This is a genomic window from Micromonospora cynarisoli (assembly GCF_030518815.1).
GTDB lineage: Bacteria > Actinomycetota > Actinomycetes > Mycobacteriales > Micromonosporaceae > Micromonospora > Micromonospora wenchangensis.
The window spans coordinates 7270490-7292430 of the sequence record NZ_CP130426.1 but is presented as its reverse complement, the minus strand read 5'-3'; the positions used below and the strand labels follow the sequence as shown (position 1 = coordinate 7292430).

Annotated in this window: 17 protein-coding genes and 3 rRNA genes; 9 read left to right on the top strand and 11 right to left on the bottom strand. The window is 69.6% G+C overall.

Going from position 1 to position 21941, the window contains the following annotated elements:
• Positions 1-95 precede the first annotated feature (95 nt).
• Positions 96-797, bottom strand: a complete 702-nt coding sequence (locus tag Q2K16_RS32010; protein ID WP_302742370.1) for a phasin family protein — start codon at positions 795-797, stop codon at positions 96-98.
• Between the two features lie 112 nt (positions 798-909).
• On the opposite strand from Q2K16_RS32010, the gene Q2K16_RS32005 reads away from it, so the two are divergent.
• Positions 910-1245 (top strand): SCP2 sterol-binding domain-containing protein, encoded by a 336-nt coding sequence (locus tag Q2K16_RS32005; RefSeq protein ID WP_302742368.1) that lies wholly within the window; start codon positions 910-912, stop codon positions 1243-1245.
• Positions 1246-1317: 72 nt separating this feature from the next.
• On the opposite strand, the gene Q2K16_RS32000 is transcribed toward Q2K16_RS32005, so the two are convergent.
• Both Q2K16_RS32000 and Q2K16_RS31995 read right to left on the bottom strand, forming a co-directional pair.
• Positions 1318-2337, bottom strand: a complete 1020-nt coding sequence (locus tag Q2K16_RS32000) for an HAD-IIA family hydrolase (RefSeq protein ID WP_302742367.1) — start codon at positions 2335-2337, stop codon at positions 1318-1320.
• Positions 2334-3359 (bottom strand): tetratricopeptide repeat protein, encoded by a 1026-nt coding sequence (locus tag Q2K16_RS31995; RefSeq protein ID WP_368052583.1) that lies wholly within the window; start codon positions 3357-3359, stop codon positions 2334-2336. The genes Q2K16_RS32000 and Q2K16_RS31995 overlap by 4 nt, the downstream gene beginning before the upstream one ends.
• A 207-nt stretch (positions 3360-3566) precedes the next feature.
• On the opposite strand from Q2K16_RS31995, the gene Q2K16_RS31990 reads away from it, so the two are divergent.
• Entirely contained in the window at positions 3567-4787 is a 1221-nt protein-coding gene (locus Q2K16_RS31990; protein WP_302742364.1) for a hypothetical protein, read from the top strand.
• Positions 4788-5055: 268 nt separating this feature from the next.
• Here Q2K16_RS31990 and rrf read toward each other — a convergent pair.
• The 4 genes from rrf to tyrS all read right to left on the bottom strand — a co-directional run bounded on the left by rrf (position 5056) and on the right by tyrS (position 12391).
• Positions 5056-5172 (bottom strand): 5S ribosomal RNA (gene rrf / locus Q2K16_RS31985).
• Between the two features lie 100 nt (positions 5173-5272).
• Positions 5273-8382, bottom strand: a 23S ribosomal RNA gene (locus Q2K16_RS31980).
• Between the two features lie 388 nt (positions 8383-8770).
• Positions 8771-10284: ribosomal RNA gene (locus Q2K16_RS31975) — 16S ribosomal RNA — on the bottom strand.
• Together the 16S, 23S and 5S rRNA genes form the textbook arrangement of a ribosomal RNA operon.
• An 820-nt stretch (positions 10285-11104) precedes the next feature.
• A complete protein-coding gene (tyrS, locus tag Q2K16_RS31970) occupies positions 11105-12391 on the bottom strand; it encodes a tyrosine--tRNA ligase (protein ID WP_302746691.1) in 1287 nt (428 codons plus the stop codon).
• A 116-nt stretch (positions 12392-12507) separates the two neighbouring features.
• Here tyrS and Q2K16_RS31965 point away from each other — a divergent pair, with 116 nt between their 5' ends.
• From Q2K16_RS31965 to Q2K16_RS31950, 4 genes are all read left to right on the top strand, one after another.
• Positions 12508-12882, top strand: coding sequence for a PaaI family thioesterase (locus tag Q2K16_RS31965; RefSeq protein WP_302746690.1), 375 nt, complete (start codon positions 12508-12510; stop codon positions 12880-12882).
• 99 nt (positions 12883-12981) lie between these two features.
• Positions 12982-14208, top strand: coding sequence for an NRAMP family divalent metal transporter (locus Q2K16_RS31960; RefSeq protein ID WP_302742362.1), 1227 nt, complete (start codon positions 12982-12984; stop codon positions 14206-14208).
• Positions 14209-14210: 2 nt separating this feature from the next.
• The gene (locus tag Q2K16_RS31955) at positions 14211-14582 is read left to right on the top strand and encodes a hypothetical protein (RefSeq protein WP_302746689.1); all 372 of its coding nucleotides are present in this window, start codon (positions 14211-14213) and stop codon (positions 14580-14582) included.
• A complete protein-coding gene (locus tag Q2K16_RS31950) occupies positions 14569-14886 on the top strand; it encodes a PRC-barrel domain containing protein (RefSeq protein WP_302742361.1) in 318 nt (105 codons plus the stop codon). The genes Q2K16_RS31955 and Q2K16_RS31950 overlap by 14 nt, the downstream gene beginning before the upstream one ends.
• 12 nt (positions 14887-14898) lie before the next feature.
• On the opposite strand, the gene Q2K16_RS31945 is transcribed toward Q2K16_RS31950, so the two are convergent.
• The 3 genes from Q2K16_RS31945 to Q2K16_RS31935 all read right to left on the bottom strand — a co-directional run bounded on the left by Q2K16_RS31945 (position 14899) and on the right by Q2K16_RS31935 (position 17549).
• Complete coding sequence (locus tag Q2K16_RS31945) at positions 14899-16221, bottom strand: hemolysin family protein (RefSeq protein WP_302742360.1); 1323 nt, start codon at positions 16219-16221, stop codon at positions 14899-14901.
• 176 nt (positions 16222-16397) lie between these two features.
• A complete protein-coding gene (locus tag Q2K16_RS31940; protein ID WP_302742359.1) occupies positions 16398-17036 on the bottom strand; it encodes a hypothetical protein in 639 nt (212 codons plus the stop codon).
• A 9-nt stretch (positions 17037-17045) separates the two neighbouring features.
• Entirely contained in the window at positions 17046-17549 is a 504-nt protein-coding gene (locus Q2K16_RS31935) for a GNAT family N-acetyltransferase (protein WP_302742358.1), read from the bottom strand.
• Between the two features lie 136 nt (positions 17550-17685).
• On the opposite strand from Q2K16_RS31935, the gene Q2K16_RS31930 reads away from it, so the two are divergent.
• The 3 genes from Q2K16_RS31930 to pflA all read left to right on the top strand — a co-directional run bounded on the left by Q2K16_RS31930 (position 17686) and on the right by pflA (position 21308).
• Positions 17686-18138, top strand: coding sequence for a hypothetical protein (locus Q2K16_RS31930; protein ID WP_302742357.1), 453 nt, complete (start codon positions 17686-17688; stop codon positions 18136-18138).
• 144 nt (positions 18139-18282) lie between these two features.
• Positions 18283-20526: a formate C-acetyltransferase gene (gene pflB, locus Q2K16_RS31925; protein ID WP_302742355.1), complete on the top strand. Its 2244-nt coding sequence runs from the start codon at positions 18283-18285 to the stop codon at positions 20524-20526.
• Positions 20523-21308, top strand: a complete 786-nt coding sequence (gene pflA / locus Q2K16_RS31920) for a pyruvate formate-lyase-activating protein (protein WP_302742353.1) — start codon at positions 20523-20525, stop codon at positions 21306-21308. Before pflB ends, pflA begins: the two co-directional genes overlap by 4 nt.
• A 64-nt stretch (positions 21309-21372) precedes the next feature.
• Here the strand turns inward: pflA and Q2K16_RS31915 are convergent, their stop codons facing one another.
• Entirely contained in the window at positions 21373-21843 is a 471-nt protein-coding gene (locus Q2K16_RS31915) for a cyclic nucleotide-binding domain-containing protein (protein WP_302742352.1), read from the bottom strand.
• Positions 21844-21941: the final 98 nt, after the last annotated feature.

Below are 21941 nucleotides of genomic sequence, written 5' to 3'. Positions count from 1 at the left end.
CCTCCGCCGGCGTTCCCGCGACCGGACCGGGACGGCCGGCGGCCGGCGGACCGGGACGGAACGGGCCGGTCACGACCGGCTACCCACGGGACGACTCATCCGGCACCGCCGGAACCCGCCGCACCGGAGCCGGGCCGCGTGGCCGGGCGGGACGCCGGACCACCCTCGCCGGGGTCGGCCGACCCGGCGGACGACTGGTCCGCTCCCGCCTCCGGCACGGCCCGCTTCGCCACCGCCTTCTTGGCGACTGCCTTCTTCGCCACGGCCTTCGTGGCCACGTCCGTCGTCGCCACCGCCTTCTTCGCGACCGCCTTCTTCGCCACCGCCCTGCTCGGCGGGGTGGTTCCGCCCGTCGCAGGAGCCGGACGACCCGGGACAGCGGTTCCCGCGTCCACCCCGGCACCTGTGGCACCGCCGGCGTCGGTCACCGGGCCGGTCGTCGGCGGGACGGTCGTGTCGGGTGCCGCCTCACCGACCGGCAACCCGCCCGGTGCGCCCTTCGCCTCACGGAGCTGCCGTTCCAGCTCGTGCACCCGGCGGGTCAGCTCGGCGACCTCGTCGGCCGTCGCCAACCCCACCGCGCCGAGCGCCCGGTCCACCTCGAAACGGACCAGCTTGGTCAACGCCTCCCGGTTCGCCGCGCCGGTGGCGAGCAGCTCCTCGGCGAGCGCCTGCAACTGGACGGCCGTCGCGCCGCCCGTACCGGCCAGCCGCCGGGCGGCGTCCTGTGCCCTCTTCCGGGGCGCCTCCGTCAGGCCCAGGGCCAGCTCCAGGTAGGCGCGCCACGCGTCCTGCATGACTCAAGTCCTTCCGCGGGGGCAGTGTGCGGCCCTCACGCTACCGGGCGCCCCGAGCCGTCCCTTGCGGTACGGTGCCGGAAAACGGCGTGGCGGGTACGAAGGAGACGATGTGGCAAGCGTGGACGAGTGCCGACAGGCCCTGCGGGATCTTGCCGACCGGTTGGACCGGCACGCCGACGCCGCCAGCAAGATTGATCTGGACCGGACCCTGGCCTGCCGGATCACCGATCTGGAGACCGCGTTCCACGGCCGGATCGAAGGCGGACGGCTGGTCGACCTCGCCGACGGCGACGACCCCAAGGCGAAGATCGCCCTGGTCACCTCCAGCGACGACCTGGTCGCCCTGGTACGCGGCCAGCTCGACGTCACCAAGGCGGTCGCCGCCCGCCGGGTCTCCATCAAGGCCAGCCCGTTCGACCTGCTGAAACTGCGCAAGCTGCTCTGAGCGGCGACCCGGCGACGAAAGGGCCGGCACCGATGCTCGGTGCCGGCCCGCTCCGCCGTCAGGTGACGTGCGTCAGGTGGCCAGGCCGAACCCGGCCAGCGCCTGCTCCGCCTCCGGCGAGGCCGGGCGCACGTCCGCACCGGTACCCGCCTCCCAGGCGACCGCGCACAGCACGGCCACCGCGTCCAGCGGCCGGCCGGCACCGCGCAACTCCACCGCACCGTCCACCGCCGCCGCCGACCACCCACCGGCCTGCGGGGCACCGGGAACCCGGACCACCGCCGTCGGATCGAAGAGCCCGGCCAGGTCGGCCGCCACATGGGTCGGCCGCCGCTGCTCGGGGGCACCCAACAGCTCGGGTACGTCGCTGACGCCGGTCAGCACCAGCAGGCTGTCCAGCCCGGCCCGGCGGGCACCCTCGATGTCGGTGTCCAGCCGGTCACCGACCACCAGCGTACGGCCGGTGCCGGCCCGCCGGGCGGCCGTGGTGAACAGCGCCGGCTCGGGCTTGCCGACCACCACGTCGGGCGCCCGGTCCAGGGCGTGCCGCAGCGCGGCAACCAGCGACCCGTTGCCGGGCAGCGGACCCCGTCCACTCGGCAGCGTCCGGTCCGTGTTGGTGGCCACCCAGGTCGCCCCGGCCCGGATCGCCACCGACGCCTCGGCCAGGTCCACCCAGCCCACCTGCGGGCCGTACCCCTGCACGACGGCGACCGGTGCGGCGTCGGCACGGTCGACGGGGGTGAGCCCGACGGCGCTGATCTCGGCACGCAGCGCCTCGGCACCGACGACGAGCACCGCCGCGCCGGCCGGAAGCCGGTCCCGCAGCAGTTCCGCGGAGGCGGCGGCCGAGGTGAGCACCTCCGCCGGATCAGCCGGTACGCCGATGCCCGTGAGCAGGTCGGCGACCTCGCTGGAGCGCCGCGAGGCGTTGTTCGTGGCGAACGCCACCGACCGGCCCTCGGCCCGCAGCGCGCCGAGGGCCTCGACCGCGCCGGGGATCGGCCGGTCGATCAGGTAGATCACTCCGTCCAGGTCGAAGACGACCAGGGCGTACCCGTCGACCAGCCGGTCCCCGGCGACCCCGGTCATCGCTGGTCCGCCTCCGCCGCCGCGTCGCCGATCGGCCGCGCCCCGCCCGGGGCCGTCACCTCGTCGGCGCCAGCCGTCGGGGACGCGACTGTGCCGGGCCGGTCGTCCGCAGCGGCACCCGCGACGTCGTCGGTGTCCCGTGCGGTACCGGCGGGCAGATCGTCACCGGCACGGTCGTCCCGGTTGGCATCGCGGACATCCTGGTCGGCGTCGGCGGCGTCCCCTCCGGCCTCGGCGGCGTCCGGGCGGCTCGGCGCGGCACCCGTGTCGTCCCCGGCCCCGTCACGGACCTCGTCGCGGTCGTCGTGGCTGTCGCGAGCCTCGTCGTCGACGTCGTCGTCCTCGTCACGGTCGTCGGCGGTCCGCCGGGCCCCGGCGTCCGGGTCGGCCGGCAGCGTGCCGGTGGCCTCCCCTGCGGCGGCGGATTCCTCGTCCGGCTCGTCGTCCTCGTCGTCGCCCTCGATCACCACACCGTCGAGTTCCAGCAGCCGCTCCGGGGCGTCGGTCTCACCGTCGGCGTCCACGTCGGCGGCGCGCGAGAACCACTCCCGGGCCTCCTCACGGCGGTCCACCGCGAGCAGCGCATCCGCGAACGCGTACCGCAGCCGCGCGGTCCACGGCTCGGCCACGTCGGTGGTCAGCTCCGGAACCTGGAGCATCGCCACCGCCGCGTCCTTCTGCCCCAGGTCACCCCGGGCACCTGCGGCGACGATCAGCAGTTCGACCGCGACCGCCTTGTCGAGCTTGTCGCTGTCGGCGCCCCGGAACAGGTCGATCGCCCGCTCCGGCCGCCCCAGCGCCCGCTCACAGTCGGCCAGCACGGCCAGGTGGCTCTGCAATCCGGTCATCCGGTGGTACGTACGCAGCTCGGCGATCGCCGTCTGCCACTCCCCCGCGTGGTACGCGGCCAGGCCGACCGCCTCACGTACGGCGGAGATCCGGGCGGCCAGCCGCCGGGCGGCCATCGCGTGGGCCAGCGCCTCCGCCGGGTCCTCGTCGATCAGCTGACCGGTGGCGACCAGGTGCCGGGCGACGGTCTCCGCCACCGGCTTGTTCAGCGACAACAGCTCCGCGCGGACGGCCGTGTCGAGGTCACTCGCGGAGATCTCGTCCGGCAGCACCGGCGCGACCGCCCGGCCGTCGGTCTCGTCCCGACGATCCCGGTCGGGGCCGAACCCACCCTCCCGACGGCGGTCGTCCCCCCGCTGGTCGTCCCGGCGCGGCCGGTCGTGGCCGCCGCGCTCGCCGCCCCGGAAACCACCCTCACGACGGTCGCCGCCGCGCGAGTCGTCGCTGCGGAAACCGCCCTCGCGGCGGTCACCACCACGGAAACCGCCGTGGCGGGAGTCACCGTCCCGGCGGAAGCCACCGGGCCGGGAGTCACCCTCACGCGGACCCGACCGGAAACCACCCTCACGACGGTCCCCACCCCGGAAACCAGCGTCCCGACGGTCAGCGCCGAAGCCGCCCTCGCGGCGATCGCCGCCACGGAAACCACCCTCACGGGAATCCCCGCCGCGGAAACCGCCCTCACGACGGTCGCCGCCGAAGCCACCGGGCCGACGGTCGCCGCCCCGGAAGCCGCCCTCGCGGGATTCACCACCACGGAAGCCACCCTCACGCGGGCCAGACCGGAAACCGCCCCTGTCACCACGCGAATCGTCACGACGGTCCCCACCCCGGAAACGACCGTCACGCGAGTCACCGTCCCGACGGAAACCACCAGGCCGGGAGTCACCATCACGCGGACCCGACCGGAAACCACCCTCACGACGGTCACCACCACGGAAGCCACCCTCACGGGAATCGCCGCCACGGAAACCACCCTCGCGGCGGTCACCACCACGGAAACCGCCGTCGCGGGAGTCACCGTCACGGCGGAAACCACCGGGCCGGGAGTCACCATCACGCGGACCGGAGCGGAAGCCGCCCTCACGACGGTCACCGCCCCGGAAGCCGCCGTCGCGGGAGTCGCCGCCACGGAAACCGCCGTCGCGCGGACCCGACCGGAAACCACCACGGTCACCACGCGAATCGTCACGACGATCCCCACCCCGGAAACCACCGTCACGCGAGTCACCGTCCCGACGGAAACCACCAGGCCGGGAGTCACCATCACGCGAACCCGACCGGAAACCACCCTCACGACGCTCACCGCCGAAGCCGCCCTCACGACGGTCATCGCCACGGAAACCACCGCCACGGGAATCCCCGCCACGGAAACCGTCCTCACGACGGTCGCCACCCCGGAAACCGCCTTCGCGGCGGTCGCCGGAGAAGCCGCCCTCACGACGGTCGCCACCTCGGAAGCCGCCGTCGCGGGAGTCGCCGCCACGGAAACCGCCGTCGCGCGGACCCGACCGGAAACCACCCCGGTCACCACGCGAATCGTCACGCCGATCCCCACCCCGGAAACCACCGGAACGCGAATCGCCGTCACGCGGGCCTGATCGGAAACCACCCTCGCGCCGATCGCCGCCTCGGGGTCCACCCCGCGATGCGCCGCGGTCGTCGCGGTCGCCACGGTACGGGGGACGATCGTCCCGGCGGGGGCCGGCGTCCCGCCCCTGGGGACGGTCGGAGCGGTCTTCGTATCGGCGCGGACGATCTCCGCCCTGCGGTCCTGAACTCACAGGTACATCCTTCCTGATTGCGCCACCTGCGGCGCGACGCAGTCGAGGGCCGACCCGGATGGGGCGGCCCTCGACTGGAAAGGTTGTCCGGCGGTGTCCTACTCTCCCACACCCTCCCGAGTGCAGTACCATCGGCGCTGGAGGGCTTAGCTTCCGGGTTCGGAATGTAACCGGGCGTTTCCCCTCCGCCATGACCGCCGTAACACTATGAACATATCAAACAACACACACACCCACACAAACGCGTGTAGGGGGTTGTTTGGTGTTTGTTCAGAGTTGCACAGTGGACGCGTAGCAGCCTTGTTATCAAGTCCTCGGCCTATTAGTACCGGTCAACTGAACCCGTTACCGAGCTTACATTTCCGGCCTATCAACCCAGTCGTCTAGCTGGGGGCCTTACCCCCACAATGTGGGGTGGGATACCTCATCTCGAAGCAGGCTTCCCGCTTAGATGCTTTCAGCGGTTATCCCTTCCGAACGTAGCTAACCAGCCGTGCCCCTGGCGGGACAACTGGCACACCAGAGGTTCGTCCGTCCCGGTCCTCTCGTACTAGGGACAGCCCTTCTCAAGTATCCTACGCGCACGGCGGATAGGGACCGAACTGTCTCACGACGTTCTAAACCCAGCTCGCGTACCGCTTTAATGGGCGAACAGCCCAACCCTTGGGACCTGCTACAGCCCCAGGATGCGACGAGCCGACATCGAGGTGCCAAACCATCCCGTCGATATGGACTCTTGGGGAAGATCAGCCTGTTATCCCCGGGGTACCTTTTATCCGTTGAGCGACACCGCTTCCACACGCAAGTGCCGGATCACTAGTCCCGACTTTCGTCCCTGCTCGACCTGTCAGTCTCACAGTCAAGCCCCCTTGTGCACTTGCACTCAACACCTGATTGCCAACCAGGCTGAGGGAACCTTTGGGCGCCTCCGTTACCCTTTAGGAGGCAACCGCCCCAGTTAAACTACCCACCAGACACTGTCCCTGAACCGGATAACGGCCCGAAGTTAGATACCCAAATCAACCAGAGTGGTATTTCAAGATTGCCTCCACCCATACTGGCGTACAGGCTTCACCGGCTCCCACCTATCCTACACAAGCCCATTCAGATACCAATGTCAAGCTATAGTAAAGGTCCCGGGGTCTTTCCGTCCTGCCGCGCGTAACGAGCATCTTTACTCGTACTGCAATTTCGCCGGGCCTGTGGTTGAGACAGTGGGGAAGTCGTTACGCCATTCGTGCAGGTCGGAACTTACCCGACAAGGAATTTCGCTACCTTAGGATGGTTATAGTTACCACCGCCGTTTACTGGCGCTTAAGTTCTCCGCTTCGCCCCAAAGAGCTAACAGGTCCCCTTAACGTTCCAGCACCGGGCAGGCGTCAGTCCATATACATCGAATTACTTCTTCGCATGGACCTGTGTTTTTAGTAAACAGTCGCTTCCCCCTGCTCTCTGCGGCCATACAACGCTCCACCCGCACGGGGCTTCACGTCTCCGGCCCCCCTTCTCCCTAAGTTACGGGGGCAATTTGCCGAGTTCCTTAACCACAGTTCGCCCGATCGCCTCGGTATTCTCTACCTGACCACCTGTGTCGGTTTGGGGTACGGGCCGCTCGAAACTCGCTAGAGGCTTTTCTCGGCAGCATAGGATCACTGACTTCACCTGAATCGGCTCGGCATCACGTCTCAGCCTCATGTACCGCGGATTTGCCTACGGCACGGCCTACACGCTTACCCCGGCACAACCACCGGCCGGGCTCAGCTACCTTCCTGCGTCACCCCATCGCTTGACTACTACCCGCCAGGTTCCCACGCTCCCCACCGCAGACCCGAAAGTCCTTGGCAGCTCGGGTGGTTAGCACAACGAGGTTCATCAGGGACGCTCCTTCGCGGGTACGGGAATATCAACCCGTTGTCCATCGACTACGCCTCTCGGCCTCGCCTTAGGTCCCGACTCACCCAGGGCGGATTAGCCTGGCCCTGGAACCCTTGGTCATCCGGCGGAAGGGTTTCTCACCCTTCTTTCGCTACTCATGCCTGCATTCTCACTCGTGCCGCGTCCACAACTAGGTCACCCCGCTGCTTCACCCCCGGCACGACGCTCCCCTACCCATCCACACACCTGCACGCACCATCAAGGGCACGCGAAGTTAAAATGTGAATGCCACAGCTTCGGCGGTGTGCTTGAGCCCCGCTACATTGTCGGCGCGGAACCACTTGACCAGTGAGCTATTACGCACTCTTTAAAGGATGGCTGCTTCTAAGCCAACCTCCTGGTTGTCTATGCGACCCCACATCCTTTTCCACTTAGCACACGCTTAGGGGCCTTAGCTGGTGATCTGGGCTGTTTCCCTCTCGACTACGAAGCTTATCCCCCGCAGTCTCACTGCCGCGCTCTCACTTACCGGCATTCGGAGTTTGGCTGATTTCGGTAAGCTTGTAGGCCCCCTAGACCATCCAGTGCTCTACCTCCGGCAAGAAACACACGACGCTGCACCTAAATGCATTTCGGGGAGAACCAGCTATCACGGAGTTTGATTGGCCTTTCACCCCTAACCACAGATCATCCCCCAACTTTTCAACGTTGGTGGGTTCGGCCCTCCACGCGGTCTTACCCACGCTTCAGCCTGCCCATGGCTAGATCACTCCGCTTCGGGTCTAGAACATGCGACTCAAACGCCCTCTTCAGACTCGCTTTCGCTACGGCTCCCCCACACGGGTTAACCTCGCCACATGCCACTAACTCGCAGGCTCATTCTTCAAAAGGCACGCCGTCACCCCGCAAGGCTCCGACGGATTGTAGGCGAACGGTTTCAGGTACTATTTCACTCCCCTCCCGGGGTACTTTTCACCATTCCCTCACGGTACTCGTCCGCTATCGGTCACCAGGAAGTATTTAGGCTTACCAGGTGGTCCTGGCAGATTCACGGCAGATTACAGGAGTCCGCCGCTACTCGGGAACACCCACAGAAGATCAGCAACTTTCACCTACCGGACTCTCACCGACTACGGTTGGCTTTTCCACACCATTCGGCTAGCCACTGACTTTATAACTCCTCGAACAAGTGTCAGCCTGTTCAGCAGGGTCCCACAACCCCGACCACGCAACCCCTGACAGGTATCACACGCAACCGGTTTAGCCTCAATCCGCTTTCGCTCGCCACTACTCACGGAATCACTAAATTGTTTTCTCTTCCTACGGGTACTGAGATGTTTCACTTCCCCGCGTTCCCCCCACACACCCTATGTGTTCAGGTGCAGGTGACACCACATGACTGGTGCCAGGTTTCCCCATTCGGACACCCTGGGATCACAGCTCGGTTGACAGCTCCCCCAGGCCTATCGCGGCCTCCCACGTCCTTCATCGGCTCCTGGTGCCAAGGCATCCACCGTCCGCCCTTGACAACTTGACCACAAAGATGCTCGCGTCCACTGTGCAATTCTCAACAAACAACCAACCCACAACCCCAAAGCCCCACACCAGCAACCCCACCCCACCCACAGGCAGAACAGAATCCGGTATGCGAGACCAGGCCATGCCTGGCAGACCACCGAAGCCAACGCTCCAGAACAGTCCTCCGAAAAAACAACCCACCGGTTGTTCCTTCAGGACCCAACAGGGTGCCCACATCCCTCCACCAGCCGCACCAGAACCCCGCTCCCACCACCAAAGTGGCTGTACTAGGCGTCCCAGCCGTTGCCAGGGAAAAACTTGCCAGTGTCTCCGCCATCCGAGCACCCCGACCCGACATCCGCAGGCCGCGGGCTCCATACCGGCTTTCACCGGATGGTGCTCCTTAGAAAGGAGGTGATCCAGCCGCACCTTCCGGTACGGCTACCTTGTTACGACTTCGTCCCAATCGCCAGCCCCACCTTCGACGGCTCCCTCCACAAGGGTTGGGCCACCGGCTTCGGGTGTTGCCGACTTTCGTGACGTGACGGGCGGTGTGTACAAGGCCCGGGAACGTATTCACCGCAGCGTTGCTGATCTGCGATTACTAGCGACTCCGACTTCACGGGGTCGAGTTGCAGACCCCGATCCGAACTGAGACCGGCTTTTTGGGATTCGCTCCACCTCACGGCATCGCAACCCATTGTACCGGCCATTGTAGCATGCGTGAAGCCCTGGACATAAGGGGCATGATGACTTGACGTCATCCCCACCTTCCTCCGAGTTGACCCCGGCAGTCTTCGATGAGTCCCCGCCATAACGCGCTGGCAACATCGAACGAGGGTTGCGCTCGTTGCGGGACTTAACCCAACATCTCACGACACGAGCTGACGACAGCCATGCACCACCTGTGACCGCCCCCGAAGGACCTCCCATCTCTGGAAGTTTTGCGGCCATGTCAAACCCAGGTAAGGTTCTTCGCGTTGCATCGAATTAATCCGCATGCTCCGCCGCTTGTGCGGGCCCCCGTCAATTCCTTTGAGTTTTAGCCTTGCGGCCGTACTCCCCAGGCGGGGCGCTTAATGCGTTAGCTGCGGCACAGAGAACCGGAGAGGCCCCCACACCTAGCGCCCAACGTTTACAGCGTGGACTACCAGGGTATCTAATCCTGTTCGCTCCCCACGCTTTCGCTCCTCAGCGTCAGTATCGGCCCAGAGACCCGCCTTCGCCACCGGTGTTCCTCCTGATATCTGCGCATTTCACCGCTACACCAGGAATTCCAGTCTCCCCTACCGAACTCTAGCCTGCCCGTATCGACCGCAGGCTTGGAGTTGAGCCCCAAGTTTTCACGGTCGACGCGACAAGCCGCCTACGAGCTCTTTACGCCCAATAAATCCGGACAACGCTCGCGCCCTACGTCTTACCGCGGCTGCTGGCACGTAGTTGGCCGGCGCTTCTTCTGCAGGTACCGTCACTCACGCTTCGTCCCTGCTGAAAGAGGTTTACAACCCGAAGGCCGTCATCCCTCACGCGGCGTCGCTGCATCAGGCTTCCGCCCATTGTGCAATATTCCCCACTGCTGCCTCCCGTAGGAGTCTGGGCCGTGTCTCAGTCCCAGTGTGGCCGGTCGCCCTCTCAGGCCGGCTACCCGTCGTCGCCTTGGTAGGCCATCACCCCACCAACAAGCTGATAGGCCGCGAGCCCATCCCAGGCCGAAAAACTTTCCACCCCACCCCATGCGAGGCAAGGTCATATCCGGTATTAGCCCCCGTTTCCGAGGGTTATCCCAAAGCCTAGGGCAGGTTACTCACGTGTTACTCACCCGTTCGCCGCTCGAGTACCCCAAAGGGCCTTTCCGCTCGACTTGCATGTGTTAAGCACGCCGCCAGCGTTCGTCCTGAGCCAGGATCAAACTCTCCAACAAAAACCTGTCGAACAGCAATCCCGACAACAAACAAATGTTGCCAAAGGAATCCCAACCGAACAGACCAATACTCACAAGCCTGCCCAGCACGGGGTATAAAACAATTGGCACTGGCTTTACAAGCACCCTGTTGAGTTCTCAAAGAACAACCACACACCAACCAAACCACCGCACTAACGGTGACCCGACCGGGGCATTTCGTTCACCACACCCCGCGCTTCCGCGCCGGGCACTTTTACCACATTACCCGGTGGTATCCGCCGTGTCAAACCGCTCTGTCACGATCCACACCACTTCCACCACACTTTTCCACACACCACGAACACCACCAGCTCACACCGGAAGCACTCACGATTCCCGACAGACCGGCCGATACGGTCTCCCGCACCCCCGCCCGGTTCCCTGCCGGCGTCAAACACTACCCGGTCGGTTTCGCCTCACCAAATCGACCCCCCGGGCCGATCCGAGCACCGCCCGGTCCGTGCTCCGCGAAGGACAACCCCACGAAGCCGGTGCCTCACACCGCGCTCCGGCCTTCGAGGCATTCGCCCCGGTTCGTCCGTTCCGCGCTGGCAGAGAGAAAGTTACGCGTCCGCCGAGTTGATCGTCAAATCCGGCGGACGCGTCGCACGTCACACTGCCGCCCACCGGCCCGCCCGCCGGGGGAGCCTCCTCGCCGGCCGCTCACCGGGGACCGACGGGACCGACCGGGAACGGTGAGGACGGCCGACAGGGGACGGACGACGGACCGACCGGGGACAGACGGCAGTAGCACCTGGATCGGGATGGAGATCGCCATCCACCCGCCGAGGTTGGCCGGTCAGGAGCGCAGCTCGACCCCGGCGAAGGACCGCTTACCCCGCCGCAGCACCAGGTAGCGCCCGTGCAGCAGGTCGGCCGGGTCGACGGTGGCGTCGACGTCGGTGACCCGGGTGTTGTTCACGTACGCGCCGCCCTCGGTGATCACCCGGCGGGCCTCCTTGAGCCCGCCGACCAGGCCCGCGTCGCGCAGCAGCCCGGCCACGTCGGGCAGGTCACCGGAGAGCTGCACCAGGCCGGCCTCGGTCAGCGCAGCCCGCAGCGTCTCCGGAGCCAACTCGTCGAGCGAGCCCCGGCCGAAGAGCGCCTGGCTGGCGGCGACGGCCTGCCGGGTCTCCTCCGCGCCGTGGACCAGGGTGGTGAGTTCCTCGGCGAGGGCGCGTTGGGCACCGCGGGCCGCCGGCCGTTCCGCCGTCTCCTTCTCCAGCGCCTCCAGCTCCTCACGGGAGCGGAAGCTGAAGTAGCGCAGGTAGCGGGTGACGTCCCGGTCGTCGGCGTTGACCCAGAACTGGTAGAAGGCGTACGGGCTGGTCATCTCCGGGTCGAGCCAGACCGCGCCGCCCTCGGTCTTGCCGAACTTGGTGCCGTCGGAGCGGGTGACCAGCGGGGTGGTGAAGGCCTGCACCGGGCCCGCCCCCCGGCGACGGACGTAGTCGACGCCGGCGGTGATGTTGCCCCACTGGTCGGAGCCGCCGTACTGGAGCTGGCAGCCGTGCCGGCGGTGCAGCTCGAAGAAGTCGTTGGCCTGGAGCAGCTGGTAGCTGAACTCGGTGAAGCTGATGCCGGTCTCCAGCCGGGCCCGCACCACCTCGCGGGCCAGCATCTTGTTGACCGGGAAGTGCTTGCCGACGTCACGCAGGAACTCGACCACCGACATCTCGCCGGTCCACTCCAGGTTGTTGACCAGTTGCGCCGCGTTCTCCCCGGTGTACGACACGAACGGGGCGAGCTGGTCGCGAATGCGCTGCACCCAGCCGGCCACCACCTCGGGCGGGTTGAGGGTGCGCTCGGCGCTCTCCTTCGGGTCGCCGATCTGGCCGGTGGCGCCGCCCACCAGCAGCAGCGGCCGGTGCCCGGCGAGTTGGAGCCGGCGGGCGGTGGTGACCTGCATCAGGTGGCCGACGTGCAGGCTGGGCGCGGTCGGATCGAAGCCCACATAGAAGGTGGCCGCCCCGCCGTCGAGCAGGTCGCGCAACTCGTCGGGGCCGGTGGAGTCCTGGATCAGGCCGCGCCACCGCAGGTCTTCGGTCAGGGAGTCCCGCCCGTGCGGGAGGTTGCTGTCGGTCACGGTCACCGATTCTCCCCCATTGCCGACCTGCGGCCGTACCGGGTTTGCCGCCCGGCGGCCCGACTAGGCTGGCCGGGCCGGTGCGACGAGGAGGAACAGCCGTGGAGATCCCGGAGATGACGGACGGCCTGGTCGGTCTGCTCGGGCTGACGTTCGACGAGGCCAGCGGGGACCGGGTGGTCATCCGGTGGGAGGTGCGGCCCGAGCTGCACCAACCGGCCGGCATCCTGCACGGCGGGGTCTACTGCGCGGTGGTGGAGACGGTGGGCAGTGTTGGCGGCACGCTGTGGCTGGGCGACCGGGGCAGCGTGGTCGGGGTCTCCAACCAGACGGACTTCCTCCGCGCGGTCCGCAAGGGCGAGCTGGTGGCCGTGGGCACTCCGGTGCACCGGGGGCGCAGCCAGCAGCTCTGGCAGGTGGAGATCACCGACGCGGAGGGGCGGTTGGTGTCGCGGGGTCAGGTGCGGTTGCAGAACCTCAGCCGGGACTGACCCGCCGGGCGGGAGCGGCGATCCTGCCCGGTTCGCCCGGCATGAGCGGTATTGCGCCGATATCGTCGCCTCGATGACCGCCGCCGATCCCGTCCCGACGTGAGGAAGCTCCTCGCCGCCACCCTCGGGGTGCTCTCGGCCATCGGCGGTTTCGTCGACATCGGCGACCTGGTGGCGGCGAGTCAGGCGGGAGCACGCTTCGGCATGGCCCACGCCTGGGTGCTGCTGCTCGGCGTGGTCGGCATCTGCGCGTACGCGGAAATGGCCGGCCGGATCGCGGCGGTCAGCGGACGGGCGGTGTTCGACCTGGTCCGGGAGCGGTTGGGTCCCCGCGTGGCGCTGCTCAACCTGGCGGCGTCCTACCTGGTCACGGTGCTGACCCTGGCCGCCGAGCTGGGCGGGGTGGCGCTGGCGCTGCAACTGGCCTCCCGGGTGAGTTACCTGCTGTGGGTGCCGGTCGCGGCGTTCGCGGTCTGGCTGGTGCTGTGGCGGATGCGGTTCCAGCTCATGGAGCGGGTGTTCGGGCTGGCCGGACTGACCCTGCTGGTCTTCGCCGTGGCGCTGTTCTGGCTGCCGACGGACTGGGCGGCGCTCGGCCACGACGCCCTGCACCCCGGCACGGCCGGGCAGGGCTGGGGGGCGTACTGGTTCGTGGCGGTGGCGTTGTTCGCCTCCACGGTCAGCCCGTACGAGGTGTTCTTCTTCTCCTCCGGTGGGGTGGAGGAGAACTGGGGCGCCGCCGACCTGGCCGACGCCCGGTCGAGCGTGCTGATCGGATTCCCGGTCGGCGGCCTGCTGGCGTTGTCGCTGATCGCCACGGCCGCCGTGGTGTTTCATCCGGTCGGGGCGTCGCTGTCGACCCTCGACCAGGTCGCCCAGCCGGTGGTGCTGGCGTTCGGCGGGGTGGGGCTGGCGGTCGCCGCGCTGGCCTTCTTCGCGGTGACCTTCGGGGCCGCGTTGGAGACCGGGCTGTCGGCGGCGTACGCGGCGGCGCAGTACTTCGGCTGGCAGTGGGGCAAGCGGGTCAGCCCCCGGGAGGCCGCCCGGTTCCACAGCGTCCTGCTGGTCAGCGTGCTGGCCGCGACGCTGCTGCTGTCCACCACCGTCGACCCGGTACGGCTGACCGAGTACATGCTGGTCGCCAGCGCGGTGGTGCTGCCGTTGACGTACCTGCCGATCCTGGTCGTCGCCAACGACCGGACCTACCTGGGCGACAACGTGAACGGGCCGTGGCGGAACCTGCTCGGCGCGGTGTTCCTGCTGGTGATCGTGGCGGCGTCGGTGGCGGCGCTCCCGCTGGCGGTGGGGACGGGGATGGGGCGGTGAGGATGCAGCTCGGCCGGCAGCTGCTCGACCGGCAGATCGTCGACGCCGACGGGCTGCTGCTGGGCAAGGTCGACGACATCGAGTTCGCCGTCGACGACGGGGGCCTGCCGTACGTGGCGTGCCTGCTGACCGGGCAGGGCGCGCTGGGGCGGCGGATCGGTGGCCAGGTCGGGCGGCTGCTGGTGGCGCTCGCCGACCGGTTCGCCGAGGAGGCGTCGTCCCCGCTGCGCATCCCGTTCGGCCAGGTGGCCCGGATCGACAGCGCGGTCCGGCTGCGGGCCCGCGCCGACGAACTGCCCCGCCCGCCGGTGGAGACGTGGCTGCGGCGGCACCTGATCGACCGGATTCCGGGGGCCGACCGTGCGAGCGGGTGAGTTGCTCGGGCGCACCGCGTACGACCTGCACGGCCGGCGGCTGGGGCGGGTGGTGGACGTGGTGGTGCGGGGGGACTTCCCGGACGGCCGGCTGCGGCTGACCGACGTGCTGGTGACCGGGCACTGGTGGAGCCGGGTGTGGGGCCGGCTGATCGGGGCGCAACGGCACCCGTCGGGGCCGTGGGTGATCCGGGTGACCGCGCGGGCGTTGAGCCGCGACACCAGGCAGTTCCCCGCCGACCAGGTGCAGTTGCGCCCGCCGGTGCCGGGTTTCCCGTTCGGTGACCCGGCCCCCTCGGACTGACCCCGGGTCGGGTCAGGCGTGGGCCTCGTCGGGGACGGGTTCCGGTTCCTCGGCGGGGGTCGCGGTCGGGGCGTGGTGCAGCCGGATCTGGGTGATGGCGCGCTGGTCGACGCCGGTGACGGTGATCTCCCAGTCGTCGATGGTGACCTGCTCCCCGGCGACGGTGGGGATGTGCCCGAGGCAGGACAGCACCATCCCGGCGACGGTGGTGTAGTCACCTGCGGGCCGGTTGGGCACCTCGACGCCGATGTCGGTCAGGTCGTGCACGGGGAAGGTGCCGGGCAGCACCAGCGAACCGTCGGCCTCGGTGCGCACCGCGCGGACGTCCCGGTCGGTCTCGTCGTAGATCTCCCCGACGATCTCCTCCAGGATGTCCTCCAGGGTGACGATGCCGTCGACCGCGCCCCGCTCGTCGACCACCAGGGCGATGTGCTGCCGTTCGGCCTTGAACTGGCGCAGCGCGTCGACCACCGGCAGCGAGTCGGGCAGCAGCATCGGTGGGCGGGCGCAGTCGTCGACCGGCCGGTCGTCCGGCACCCCCACCAGGTCGCGCAGGTGGATCACGCCGACCGCGTCGTCGAGGCCGCCGTGGCGGACCACCGGGGCCCGGGAGTGGCCGGTGGCGGCCAGCAGCAGCCGGGCGGCCTCCGCGGTGGTCCCGCTGTCGAGCGTGAAGACCTGCAACCGGGGTACGAGCACCGCGCGCAGCTGCCGGTCGGCGATCTCCACCGCGCCGGCGATGATCGTGCGTTGCTCCTTGGTGAAGCCGTGGTTGCCGGCGACGATGTCGCGCAGTTCGTCCGGGCCGATCTCGTCGGGCTGGTGCTTGGGGTCGACCCCGGCGAGGCGGACCACCAGGTCGCTGGTGGCGCCGAGCAGCCACACCGCCGGGCGGGTGAAGCTGGACAGGATGTCCAGGGGGCGGGCCACCAGCAGCGCCCACCGTTCGGCGCGCTGCATCGCAATCCGCTTCGGGGCCAGCTCGCCGAAGACCAGGGTGACGAAGGTCAGGACCAGGGTGACCAGCACGATGGCCACCGTCTCGGCGGCCCCGCCGAGGAACCCGAGCAGCGGGACCAGCGGCCTGGCCAGGGAGACCGCCGCGGCGGCCGAGGCGAGGAACCCGGCCAGGGTGATGCCGATCTGGATGGTGGCGAGGAAGCGGTTCGGGTCCTTGGCGAGCCGGGCGAGCACCCGGCCGGCCCGGCTGGAGCGTTCCAGCCGCTGCACTTGGCTGTCCCGCAGCGACACCAGCGCCATCTCGCTGCCCGCGAAGATCGCGTTGAGCACCACCAGGACTCCGACCAGGGCCAACTGGCTCCAGTAGCTCTGCACGCCCGGCACTCTCCCTCAGGCGGTGGGCGTCGGCGACGGGCCGACGCCGCCGGACGGAGGACCCGCCCGGCGTAGCCCAGTCTGTGCCCAACCGTGCGGTCCGCGAATCCTCCCGGTGGCCCCGATCGGCGACCGGTGGCGGGTCCCAGCGGCATGCCCGTGCGTCCGGGTGGCGGTCAGCCGCGTCCGGCGGCGGCGGGCGTCAGGTCGAGGACGTACGCGTCGCCCTCGGGGCGGAAGCCGAGCCGGTGGTAGTAGGGGGCGACCATGCCGGGTGGGCTGACCACCCGGCGGAACCCCCGGTCGGTGAACAGGCTGCTGCGGCGGTAGACGAACTCGCCGGGGGTGAAGTCGCGGAAGCGGCGGGTGACGTAGTCCAGGTCGATCTGGGCGGTGCCGTCGGCCTCGGCGTGCGACAGCACCACCCCGACCACCTCGTCGTCGCGGACGACGAGGAAGGCCGACCGGTCCGCGTCGGCCGGGGGTGGGCGGAAGTCGGGGTTGAACCGGGCGATGTCGGCGGCGTGCACCCGCAGCGTGTGGGCCAGGAACTGGTCACCGACGCCCACCTCGACCACCTGGTAGGCGCGGTCGTCGTGCCGGGTGGCCAGCATCGCCCGCAGGTACCACACGTTGATCACGGCGAGCACCACGTTGAGGCCGACCATCGGCCAGACCTGCACGGCGGCGTTGTAGCCGATCAGGATCAGGCAGCCGACCAGGTTGAGGGCGCGCAGCCGCAGGATGCGGGTCTGCAGCAGCGACCAGACCAGCAGCGCGGAGCCGGCCCAGCCGACGAGTTCGAGCCAGTTCACCCCGCGAGACTAGTGCCCGCCCTGGTCAGCGGGGGCGGCGGGCAGTTCCAGCAGCCATTCCTCGACCTCGACGCCCCGGCCGTCGGCGAACCCCGAGTCCTCACCGACGATGACGAAACCGCACTTGCGCAGCACCGCCAGGGAGGCCCGGTTGTCCTTCGCGGCGCGGGCGCGCAACGGCCGGTGCGGCAGCTCCCGCAGCAGGGCGGTCAGCGCGGCGGTGGCGTGGCCGCGCCCCCACCGGCGCGGGTCGATCCAGTAGCTGACCTCGGTGTGCCCGTCCACCGGGAAGGCCGCCACGTGCCCGACCACCGCGCCGTCGACGACGACGGTGCGGTTGACCACGTTCGGGTCGGCGCGGATGCGGGCCCAGTGTGCGTCGAAGACCGCCCGGTCGGTGGGATCGACCGGGCCGAACGCCGCCATCCAGGCCGCCTCCGGGTCCTGCTCGTGGGCGAAGAAGTGCGGCAGGTCGTCGTCGCGCACCGGGCGCAGGGACACATCGGCGGTCACCGCCCGGAGGATACGCACCGGCACCGACAGGACGGGACCTGTGGCCCGGTCGGCGTACCGTCCGGCCCTGCCGGTGGGCGCCCCGGGGTTGCTACCAACGAGGGGACAGGTCCGACCTGCGAGTGGAGGCACCACCATGACCGCGATCTTCAACCCGACCGGACCCGCCCCGCTGGGCCCGCCGCCGGTGCCTCGTACCCCGGTGGAGGCGACCAGGACGACGACGGCCGGGCCGGTGGGGCCGGTGCTGGCGCTGCCCGGCTCGCCGGCCGCCGCGCTGGTGCCGGTGACCCGCGACGGACGGGCCGTCGGGGCGTTCGTGCTCGCCGACGGGCGGGTCCGCTACCGGGCGCTGCCCGACCCGGACCGGGTGCTCGCCGTCGCGGCCGGTACCGCCGCCGTCGCCCTGCTCACCGCGGGCGTGGCGGTGGTGGCGCGGCGTCGGCCGCCGGCGATCGGCACGGTCACCATGGGGCCCGGCGGCTGGGTCAGCCTGCGCGGCGCACGGGTGCCCGCGCTGCGCCCGGCGACGCCCCGGCCGTGGTGGGCCCGGCTGCTGCGCGCCCAGCGACTCGTCGTGCAGCGCTGACCGGCCGCCGGGGGTCTTTGGTCCCGGGCGGGGGTGGTCCTGCGCCTCTGCCCGGGACGGCCCGGCCCGACGAGGCTGATGGTGCAGGCGCAACACCCCGGCGACCCAGGCCGCCGGACCCCGACCAGCGCGGAAGGACCGATCATGACCGGCACCGCACATCTCGACCCGTGGCGCGGCTTCACCGGCGACGCCTGGCGCGACACCGTCGACGTGGCCGCCTTCGTCCGGGACAACCACGAGCCCTACACCGGGGACGCGTCGTTCCTCACCGGGCCCACCTGCCGCACCCTGGAGGTCTGGGGCACGCTGCGGGCGATGTTCGTCGAGGAACGCCGCCACGGCGTGTACGACATCGACGCCGCCACCCCGTCCACCATCACCGCGCACGCCCCCGGGTACATCGACCGGGAGCGGGAGCTGATCGTCGGGTTGCAGACCGACGCGCCGCTGCGCCGGGCCATCATGCCCGCCGGTGGGCTGCGGATGGTGGAGACCGCGCTGAAGGCGTACGGCTACCCCGCCGACCCGCAGGTGCACCGGATCTTCACCACGTACCGCAAGACGCACAACGACGCGGTGTTCGACGCGTACCCGGCCGACGTGCTCGCCGCGCGCCGCTCGCACGTCATCACCGGGCTGCCCGACGCGTACGGGCGGGGGCGGATCATCGGCGACTACCGGCGGGTGGCGCTGTACGGGGTGGACCGGCTGGTCGCCGAGCGGAAGGCACTCAAGGCGGCGCTGGACGACCGGCCGTCGACCGACGAGGTGATCCGGGACCGGGAGGAACTCGCCGAGCAGATCCGGGCCCTCGGCGAGCTGGCGCAGATGGCGGCGGGCTACGGCTACGACATCTCCGGCCCGGCCACCACCGGCCGGGAGGCGATCCAGTGGCTCTACTTCGCCTACCTGGCCGCCACCAAGGAGCAGAACGGCGCGGCGATGTCGCTGGGGCGTACCGCCGGGTTCGTCGACGTCTACCTGCGGCGGGACCTCGCCGAGGGGCGGCTGACCGAGATGGACGCCCAGGAACTGGTCGACGACTTCGTGATCAAGCTGCGGATCGTCAGGTTCCTGCGCACCCCCGAGTACGACCAGCTCTTCTCCGGCGACCCGACCTGGGTCACCGAGGCCCTCGGTGGGATGGACGCCAACGGCCGGCCGCTGGTCACCCGGACCAGCTTCCGCTATCTGCAGACCCTCTACAACCTCGGTCCCGCGCCGGAGCCGAACCTGACGGTGCTCTGGTCGCCCCGGCTGCCCGTCGGGTTCAAGCGGTTCTGCGCCCAGGTGTCGCTGGACACCAGCGCCATCCAGTACGAGAACGACGACCTGATCCGCCCCGCCTACGACGACGACACGGCGATCGCCTGCTGCGTGTCGGCGATGCGGGTGGGCCGGGACATGCAGTTCTTCGGCGCCCGAGCCAACCTCGCCAAGGCCCTGCTGTACGCGATCAACGGCGGGCGCGACGAGATCACCGGTGAGCAGGTCGCCCCGGCCACCGCCCCGGTCGGCGGGGAGACCCTCGACTACGCCGAGGTGCTGGCCGCCTACGAACGCACCCTGGACTGGCTGGCCGAAACGTACGTGGACGCGTTGAACGTGATCCACCACCAGCACGACAGGTACGCCTACGAGCGGCTGGAGATGGCCCTGCACGACCACCCGGTGCGCCGGTTCATGGCCACCGGCATCGCCGGCCTGTCGGTGGCGGTGGACAGCCTCGCCGCGATCCGCTACGGCCGGGTCAAGGTGCTGCGCGACGACACCGGGCTGGCGATCGACTACGTGGTCGAGGGGGAACCGCCGACGTACGGCAACAACGACGAGCGGGCCGACACGATCGCGGTGTGGCTGACCGAGACGTTCGCGGCGAAGCTGCGCCGGCAGCGCACCTACCGCGACGCCGAGCTGACCATGTCGGTGCTGACCATCACCTCGAACGTGGTGTACGGCAAGCACACCGGCAACACCCCGGACGGCAGGCGGGCCGGTGAGCCGTTCGCCCCGGGCGCGAACCCGATGAACGGCCGGGACACCCACGGGCTGGTGGCCGCCGCGCTGTCGGTGGCGAAGCTGCCGTACGACGCCGCCCGCGACGGCATCTCGCTGACCTCGACGGTGACCCCGGACGGGTTGGGCCACACCCGCGACGAGCGGATCGACAACCTGGCCGGCGTGCTGGACGGCTACACCGACGCTGGCGGGTTCCACCTCAACGTCAACGTGCTGGACCGGGCCACCCTGGTCGACGCGATGGCGCACCCGGAGCGTCACCCGCAGTTGACCGTCCGGGTCTCCGGGTACGCGGTGAACTTCGTCCGGCTCACCCGGGAACAGCAGGAGGACGTGGTGTCCCGGACCTTCCACGGGTCGCTGTGAACGTCCGGCCGCGCGACGCCGTCGCCACCGCCACCCGGCGGGGCGACGGCGTGCCGACCGGGGCGGTGCACTCGTGGGACGTGTCGGTGGGGGTGGACGGGCCGGGGACCCGGTTCGTGGCCTTCCTCGCCGGCTGCCCGCTGCGCTGCCGGTACTGCCACAGTCCGGACACCTGGTACCGGCGCAGCGGCCGGCACCGCACGGTCGACGAGCTGATGGCGGAGATCGAGCCGTACCGGCGGTTCATCGCGGTGGCCGGGGGCGGGGTGACGATCAGCGGCGGCGAGCCGTTGATGCAGCCCCGGTTCACCGGTGAGGTGCTGCGCCGCTGCCACGATCTCGGTTTGCACACCGCGTTGGACACCTCGGGTTTCCTCGGGGTCCGCGCCGACGACGCCCTGCTCGACGCCACCGACCTGGTGCTGCTGGACGTCAAGTCGTGGGACCCGGCGACGTACCGGCGGGTCACCCGCACCGGGTCGGTCACCCCGACGTTGCGTTTCGGCCGCCGGCTCGCCGACCGGGGCACCCCGATCTGGGTACGGTTCGTGCTGGTGCCCGGCCTCACCGACGCCGAGGAGAACGTGGCGGGCGTCGCCGACTTCGCCGCCGGGCTGGCCACCGTGCAACGGGTCGAGGTGCTGCCGTTCCACCGCCTCGGCGCGCACAAGTACGCCGAGCTGGGGCTGACCTTTCCGCTGGCCCGCACCGAGCCGCCGACTTCGGAGCTGGTGGCCCGGGTCCGGGGCCAGTTCGCCGAACGCGGCCTGACCGTCACCTGACCCCGCACCCCCGGCGCGATCCCGCCCGACGGCGGGGGTGCCGGTGCGTCGCCGTCGGTCGCGGTCAGCTCGCGGCCGAGGTCGGATAGCCGTACAGGTCGAGCAGCCGGCCCCGGGACGCCTGGAGCCGGTCCACCACCACGCTCATGAACCGGGTGGTGAGCTGCCGACCCAGGGCGTCGTCGGACTCCATCAGCCGGCGCACCCCCTCGGCGGTGAACTCCACGGTCGGGGTCCGCCGGACGGCGACCGCGCCGAACTGCCAGCGGTACGGCGGGAACAGCCACGACCAGCCCAACACCCCACCCGGCCCGATCGACTCGATGCCCACGTCGCCGCGGGCGGGGACCGGGAAGTCCAACGCCACCTCACCGCCCCGGACCAGCCAGAACCGTTCCGCCGGCTGACCGGCGCGGAACAGCCGGTGACCGGGGTGCCAGACCACCGGTCGGGCGTACCCGGTCAGCCGGGGCAGCCACTGCGGCGGCAGCCCGGCGAGGAAGGGGTGCTCGGTGAGCATCTCCAGAGGGGTCATCGGGGTGCCCTTCGCCGGTGGTAGTCGCCTCCATGGCACACCCGTCGGCGACGGAACGGCAGGGCCTTTGGTCCCGTGACCTGCGGCGGATCGCCTCT

Coding starts and splice junctions, on each gene's coding strand:
- Q2K16_RS31930 (WP_302742357.1), top strand. CDS start 17,686: ATGACCGCGATCTTCAACCCGACCGGACCCGCCCCGCTGGGCCCGCCG.
- Q2K16_RS32000 (WP_302742367.1), bottom strand. CDS start 2,337: ATGACCGGGGTCGCCGGGGACCGGCTGGTCGACGGGTACGCCCTGGTC.
- Q2K16_RS31915 (WP_302742352.1), bottom strand. CDS start 21,843: ATGACCCCTCTGGAGATGCTCACCGAGCACCCCTTCCTCGCCGGGCTG.
- pflB (WP_302742355.1), top strand. CDS start 18,283: ATGACCGGCACCGCACATCTCGACCCGTGGCGCGGCTTCACCGGCGAC.
- Q2K16_RS32010 (WP_302742370.1), bottom strand. CDS start 797: ATGCAGGACGCGTGGCGCGCCTACCTGGAGCTGGCCCTGGGCCTGACG.
- Q2K16_RS31965 (WP_302746690.1), top strand. CDS start 12,508: ATGACGGACGGCCTGGTCGGTCTGCTCGGGCTGACGTTCGACGAGGCC.
- Q2K16_RS31955 (WP_302746689.1), top strand. CDS start 14,211: ATGCAGCTCGGCCGGCAGCTGCTCGACCGGCAGATCGTCGACGCCGAC.